6 protein-coding genes are annotated in these 5,458 nt (G+C 30.7%); 2 read left to right on the forward strand and 4 right to left on the reverse strand.

Translation table 11 applies throughout. From position 1 onward, the window contains the following. Positions 1 to 325: 325 nt before the first annotated feature. Entirely contained in the window at positions 326 to 601 is a 276-nt protein-coding gene (locus ACH2BG_RS12585; RefSeq protein ID WP_395048043.1) for a DUF4834 domain-containing protein, read from the reverse strand. A gap of 109 nt (positions 602 to 710) precedes the next feature. Here ACH2BG_RS12585 and ACH2BG_RS12590 point away from each other — a divergent pair, with 109 nt between their 5' ends. Together ACH2BG_RS12590 and ACH2BG_RS12595 are read left to right on the forward strand one after the other, a co-directional pair. Continuing rightward, entirely contained in the window at positions 711 to 1,787 is a 1,077-nt protein-coding gene (locus tag ACH2BG_RS12590) for a transporter (protein WP_395048044.1), read from the forward strand. After that, positions 1,787 to 2,905 carry a GTP cyclohydrolase gene (locus ACH2BG_RS12595; protein WP_395048045.1) on the forward strand — a complete coding sequence of 373 codons (1,119 nt, stop codon included), beginning with the start codon at positions 1,787 to 1,789 and terminating at the stop codon, positions 2,903 to 2,905. Before ACH2BG_RS12590 ends, ACH2BG_RS12595 begins: the two co-directional genes overlap by 1 nt. A gap of 79 nt (positions 2,906 to 2,984) precedes the next feature. Here the strand turns inward: ACH2BG_RS12595 and ACH2BG_RS12600 are convergent, their stop codons facing one another. From ACH2BG_RS12600 to ACH2BG_RS12610, 3 genes are all read right to left on the reverse strand, one after another. Continuing rightward, complete coding sequence (locus ACH2BG_RS12600; protein WP_395048046.1) at positions 2,985 to 3,455, reverse strand: hypothetical protein; 471 nt, start codon at positions 3,453 to 3,455, stop codon at positions 2,985 to 2,987. A gap of 130 nt (positions 3,456 to 3,585) precedes the next feature. Continuing rightward, the gene (locus ACH2BG_RS12605) at positions 3,586 to 4,845 is read right to left on the reverse strand and encodes an aminotransferase class I/II-fold pyridoxal phosphate-dependent enzyme (RefSeq protein WP_395048047.1); all 1,260 of its coding nucleotides are present in this window, start codon (positions 4,843 to 4,845) and stop codon (positions 3,586 to 3,588) included. A 290-nt stretch (positions 4,846 to 5,135) separates the two neighbouring features. After that, positions 5,136 to 5,458, reverse strand: a 323-nt coding sequence (locus ACH2BG_RS12610) for a hypothetical protein (RefSeq protein WP_395048048.1), incomplete at its 5' end; no start/stop codon positions are given.

The raw sequence follows: 5,458 nt of genomic DNA on the forward strand, positions 1-5,458 counted from the left end.
TCGGTATTATTTTCGGCTCTAAAATCATTTTGTTCTTTCGCCATAGCCGTATATTGTACTATGTCTGACTGAAGGATTTGTTTGCCTTGTAAAATTGGGTAAAAATAAATAACAGAAACTAATACAAAAGCAAAAATAGCCAATGCATGCGGATAAAATCTTTGTAACTTCTTCATAAAGTAATGATGTTGAATCAAAATAAGGCGTGAAGATAGGGAAATTTTAGATTTCAGATATTAGATTTTAGATTTTTATCTAGCTGTCTAATATTCTTAATCTGAAATCTGATCCCGAAGCGTCGGGAATGAAATCTGAAATCTGACTTCTACTCTACTTCCTCGTAATCTATATAATCGCCAACTTGCTTCGTGGGTTTCATTCCGAAACTTTTGGATTCTTTTTTAGGAGTTTGAAAATCTTGATTATTTTGTTGATTAAAAGGATTTTGGTTCTGATGTTTATCGAAATTATCTTGTACTTTATTGACAGCTTTTTGCAAAAGTATAGGCAAAAAGATACGTGACAAGAATTTGATTAGGTAATAAAACCCAATCATATAAATTATTGTTTTAAAAAAACCATTAAAAGAAGCTTCTTGCATTGTCTAATTTTTTTTTCAAAATTAATAAAACTAAATTTTTAAAACTAAATTTTGATTCTTAAAATAATGATAAAATTACTACATTTGATTTCTTGAAAATATATTTTTTATGAAATTACTCAAATCGATAGTCATAACGGGAGTTTTGCTAACTTCAATTGCAAATTATGGTCAATTTACTGATCAAATAAACTCCAATAGACCAGGGAAATCTATGGGAGCATTTGCTGTTGGAAAAAAGGTATATCAGGTAGAAAGCGGATTATATTATATTAATGAATCTCATGATGTGAGAAATTATGATGCTCGTGGATTTGGTTTAGAATTTGATGCTCGTGGCGGATTTATAAAAGAACAATTGGAATTTATTTTAGAAGCGCAATTTCAATTAGATAAATATTCTGTAGCAGATTCTATAAATACAAGTAGAAGCGGTTTAAAACAAACTACTTTTGGAGCAAAATATTTATTTTATGATCCATTCAAAAAAGGGCCATCAAAACCAAACATATATAGTTGGAAAGCAAATCACAGAATGAGTTGGAAACAGTTTATTCCAGCAATATCAGGTTATGTCGGCGTAAATTATGTGATGAAAAACGATTATAGTATTCCAGATGAATCAGTAATAAGCCCTAAAGTTATGCTTATTACGCAACATCATTTTGGTATGAAATGGGTTTTAGTTAGTAATATAATTGCGGATAAAATAACGTCTAACAATTCAAGTTTTGGTTCTATATTCACTTTAACTAGAGGAATTAACGAAAAATGGTCTGCTTTTATAGAAAATAAAGCCATAAAAGGAAATTATTATTCTGACGGAATCTTTACAATAGGCGCCACACATTTACTAAAAAATAACATTCAAGTTGATGCTTCGATTAGTAAAAACATCAAATCGACACCATCATTATTATACGGAGGTATTGGTTTTTCTTGGCGTTTCGACAAAAAACACAAAGACATCCAAATTAAAGACGGAAAAGAAGTAAAAGAAGAGAAAAAAGACAAGGACAAAAATTCGAAAGGTGTTAAATCGCAAGAAGAATTAGATAAAGAAAAAGCCAAAGCTGAGAAAAAAGCTAGAAAAAACAATCCTGACGGAGAAGAAGAACCAATTCCTGAAGTGAAGAAAAAACGTTTAGACGACATCGAAGAAGAAACCCCAACTCCGACTCCGTAATGATTACTATAAAAGAAGCCAAAACCAAAAGTGAACTTACAAAGTATATCAAGTTTCCTTTTTCGTTATACAAAAATAATAAATATTGGGTTCCGCCAATTATTGCCGATGAACTTGAAACTTTCGATAAAGTCAAAAATCCTGCTTTCGAAAACGCCGAAGCTTACTTTTATTTAGCTTATCGCGATAATAAAATTGTTGGAAGAATTGCTGCAATCATAAATTGGAGCGAAGTAAATGATCAACTAAAAAGCAAAGTTCGTTTTGGTTGGTTTGATGTTATTGATGATATTGAAGTCACCAAAGCATTGCTCGAAAAAGTTCGAGAATTAGGTACAAGAAACAATCTAGATCATATAGAAGGACCAATGGGCTTTTCTAATCTGGACAAAGTGGGCGTACTTACCGAAGGATTTGAAGAAATTGGAACCATGATTACTTGGTACAATTTTCCTTATTATGCTACTCATTTTGAGCAACTGGGTTTTGTTGTGGAAAAAGAATACTTAGAAAATAAATTCCCTTTTGCAAACGTAAAATTAGAGTTCTTCGACAAAGCACAAGAACTCATAAAAAGACGTTACAATCTGAAAGCATTAAATTTTAAGAAAACAAAAGACGTTTTACCTTATGTAGATAAAATGTTCGATTTATTTAACGCTTCTTATGCAAACTTGTCTTCATTTGTAGCTATTTCGGACGTTCAAAAAGAGTATTTCAAGAAAAAATACATTTCGTTTATCAATCCAGAATATATCAAATTTGTAGAAGATAAGGACGAGAATTTGGTTGCTTTTGCCATTGTCATGCCAAGTTTTTCGAGAGCTTTACAAAAAGCCAAAGGCAAACTTTTCCCTTTTGGATTGTTCCATTTATTAAATGCTAGAAAAAACAGCAAAGACGTTACTTTTTATCTAATTGGTGTTCATCCAGAATATCAAAACAAAGGCGTTCATGCTATTATTTTTAAACAAATGCACACCACTTTTACCGAAAAAGGAATACAAAATTGCATTAGAACACCCGAACTAGCAGATAATCATGCCATACATTTACTTTGGAAAAATTTTGATCCTAAGATTATTTGCAGAAGAAAAACTTTTAGAAAAGACCTCTAATAAAATAAATGACACTATATAAATTAGAAAATCCCATCTCAAATGAAATGGGATTTCTATATTAACTAGTTTTCAACTTTTATCTTATCACTTTTTCACAATTCGATTTTGATAAAACTCTCTTGTCTTCAAATTTTAATTTTTGAATATCTTTAAAACACATTTTTCCATCAGTATCGATAACTTCTCCAAAACCTTCCATTAAAATAGTGTCTTTTCTAAGAAATGCTACTTGGCGAACAGACGAAATTCCTTCAGAATTAAAAGTATAATCCGCAATTAAAGTATCACCTTTAATAGTTCCTGACAAAGTACCTTGGTTTATATCTTTTTCATACAACTTATAAGTCAAATCTCCAGTAACTACTAGACTATCTTTGAAAATCAAACGAATTGAAACTGTATCTTTATTAAAAATACCAATATAACAAGCTTCAGAAAGAGATATTTCAATTGGTTTTATTTCTGGAGTAACTGTTGTAGATTCAGCTTCTTTTTTACAAGAAAAAAAAACACCTACCAAAATCGTTGCAAAAAATAAATTTCTCATAAAAATCTTATTTAAAATGATTGATAAAAGTACGACATAATTTCCATAATAAATTTCAAAAAAAATCCATTCATATGAATGGATTTTTTTTATATAAATCTAAAATCAGAATTCTAAAATCTAAAATTGATTAAGAAACATCAATCGTAGTTCTATCTGCAATTTCTTTATACGTTCCGTTTACTAGTTTCTCACGAATCGCTTCAAAAGCAGTCAATGTTTCGTCAATATCATCAATTGTATGAGATGTTGTAGGAATCATTCTTAATAAAATTATCCCTTTTGGAATAACTGGATAAACTACAATAGATAAGAAAATACCGTAGTTTTCTCTTAAATCATTTACCATAATCATCGCTTCTGGAATACTTCCTTCAAGATAAACTGGCGTAATACAAGTGTTTGTATCACCAATATTAAATCCTTTTTCTCTCAATCCGTTTTGTAACGCATTAACATTTACCCAAAGTTTGTCTTTAATTTCAGAAGAGTTACGCAACAACTCTAAACGTTTTAACGAACCAATAGTTTGAATCATTGGCAACGCTTTTGCGAACATTTGAGAACGCAAATTATATTTCAAGTAATCAATAATATCTTTATCAGCAGCAATGAAAGCCCCAATATTTGCCATCGATTTTGCAAAAGTTGAAAAATAAACATCAATTCCGTCCTGACAACCTTGCTCCTCACCTGCTCCAGCTCCAGTTTTACCCAAAGTTCCAAAACCATGTGCATCATCAACTAGTAAACGGAAATTGTATTTCTCTTTTAAAGCTACAACTTCTTTCAATTTTCCTTGTTGACCTCTCATTCCGAAAACTCCTTCGGTAATGAATAAAATTCCTCCGCCTGTTTCAGTAGCCATTTTAGTAGCACGTTGCAGGTTTTTTTCCATACTTTCTAAATCGTTATGCTTGTAAGTAAAACGTTTTCCCATATGCAAACGAACACCATCAATAATACAAGCGTGAGAATCCACGTCATATACAATAATATCGTTTTTAGTAACCAAAGCATCAATAGTAGACACCATTCCTTGGTAACCAAAATTCAATAAATAAGCCGATTCTTTCATTACAAAAGCCGCTAATTCTTCTTCTAATTGTTCGTGATATTTAGTATGACCACTCATCATACGAGCACCCATAGGGTAAGCCGCACCATATTGAGCCGCAGCTTCTGTATCTGCTTTACGAACTTCTGGATGATTGGCAAGACCTAAATAGTCATTCAAACTCCAGTTTAATATATTTTTACCCTGAAATTGCATTCTTGGACCCAATTCACCTTCCAATTTTGGAAATACAAAATATCCTTCCGCCTGCGAAGCCCATTTTCCTAATGGTCCTTTATTGTTCTGAATTCTTTCGAATAAATCTTTTACCATAATATTAAAATCTAAATTTTAAATCCCATTTCCGACAATTCCGGAATTGGTTGCGAAATTAATTATTTAATCTCTCTTATCATAATTTTTTTTAGGAGCTTTTCCTGCTGTCCACTCTATCTTTTCCTTTTTAAAGAAAAAAGCAAAAGGATGCCGTTTCCATCAGGGCTAAAAATGCGTTTTAATAATAAACCTTGTTTTTAAATTTAGTCTTAAAACCCAAATTTCATGAAACCGCTGTTGTGCGTTCGTGATTATTTTTTATAAAATGATTTGAATCTCTAAAGATTCTAATCCGTTTCTAAATTATCAGAATTAATTCCGAGTATTGTAAATATTTCTTGTTTAAATGACGCTTCTTTTAGTTTTATTGTGTCTTTCCCTAAAATATCATCAATAGTAAATCCAGCATTTAAAATCTCGGTTGTATCAATCACTTCTTGATTATAATAAGCGTTTAAAGAGCCTTTAAATTTTTTAGAATAAAGAATCCTGTAAAATTTTCCAATATTTTCATATGAACCTTCATTAATATCTATTCCAGCACCTTTATATCTTATTCCATTTATATTAAAACTAAAATAATTAGTATAACCTTTTTTAAATCTTTCAC

The organism is Flavobacterium sp., from assembly GCF_043779715.1.
GTDB lineage: Bacteria > Bacteroidota > Bacteroidia > Flavobacteriales > Flavobacteriaceae > Flavobacterium.

Excerpts from the sequence above, each read along its gene's own strand:
- ACH2BG_RS12585 (WP_395048043.1), bottom strand. The coding sequence starts at position 601 with ATGCAAGAAGCTTCTTTTAATGGTTTTTTTAAAACAATAATTTATATG.
- ACH2BG_RS12590 (WP_395048044.1), top strand. The coding sequence starts at position 711 with ATGAAATTACTCAAATCGATAGTCATAACGGGAGTTTTGCTAACTTCA.
- ACH2BG_RS12595 (WP_395048045.1), top strand. The coding sequence starts at position 1,787 with ATGATTACTATAAAAGAAGCCAAAACCAAAAGTGAACTTACAAAGTAT.
- ACH2BG_RS12600 (WP_395048046.1), bottom strand. The coding sequence starts at position 3,455 with ATGAGAAATTTATTTTTTGCAACGATTTTGGTAGGTGTTTTTTTTTCT.
- ACH2BG_RS12605 (WP_395048047.1), bottom strand. The coding sequence starts at position 4,845 with ATGGTAAAAGATTTATTCGAAAGAATTCAGAACAATAAAGGACCATTA.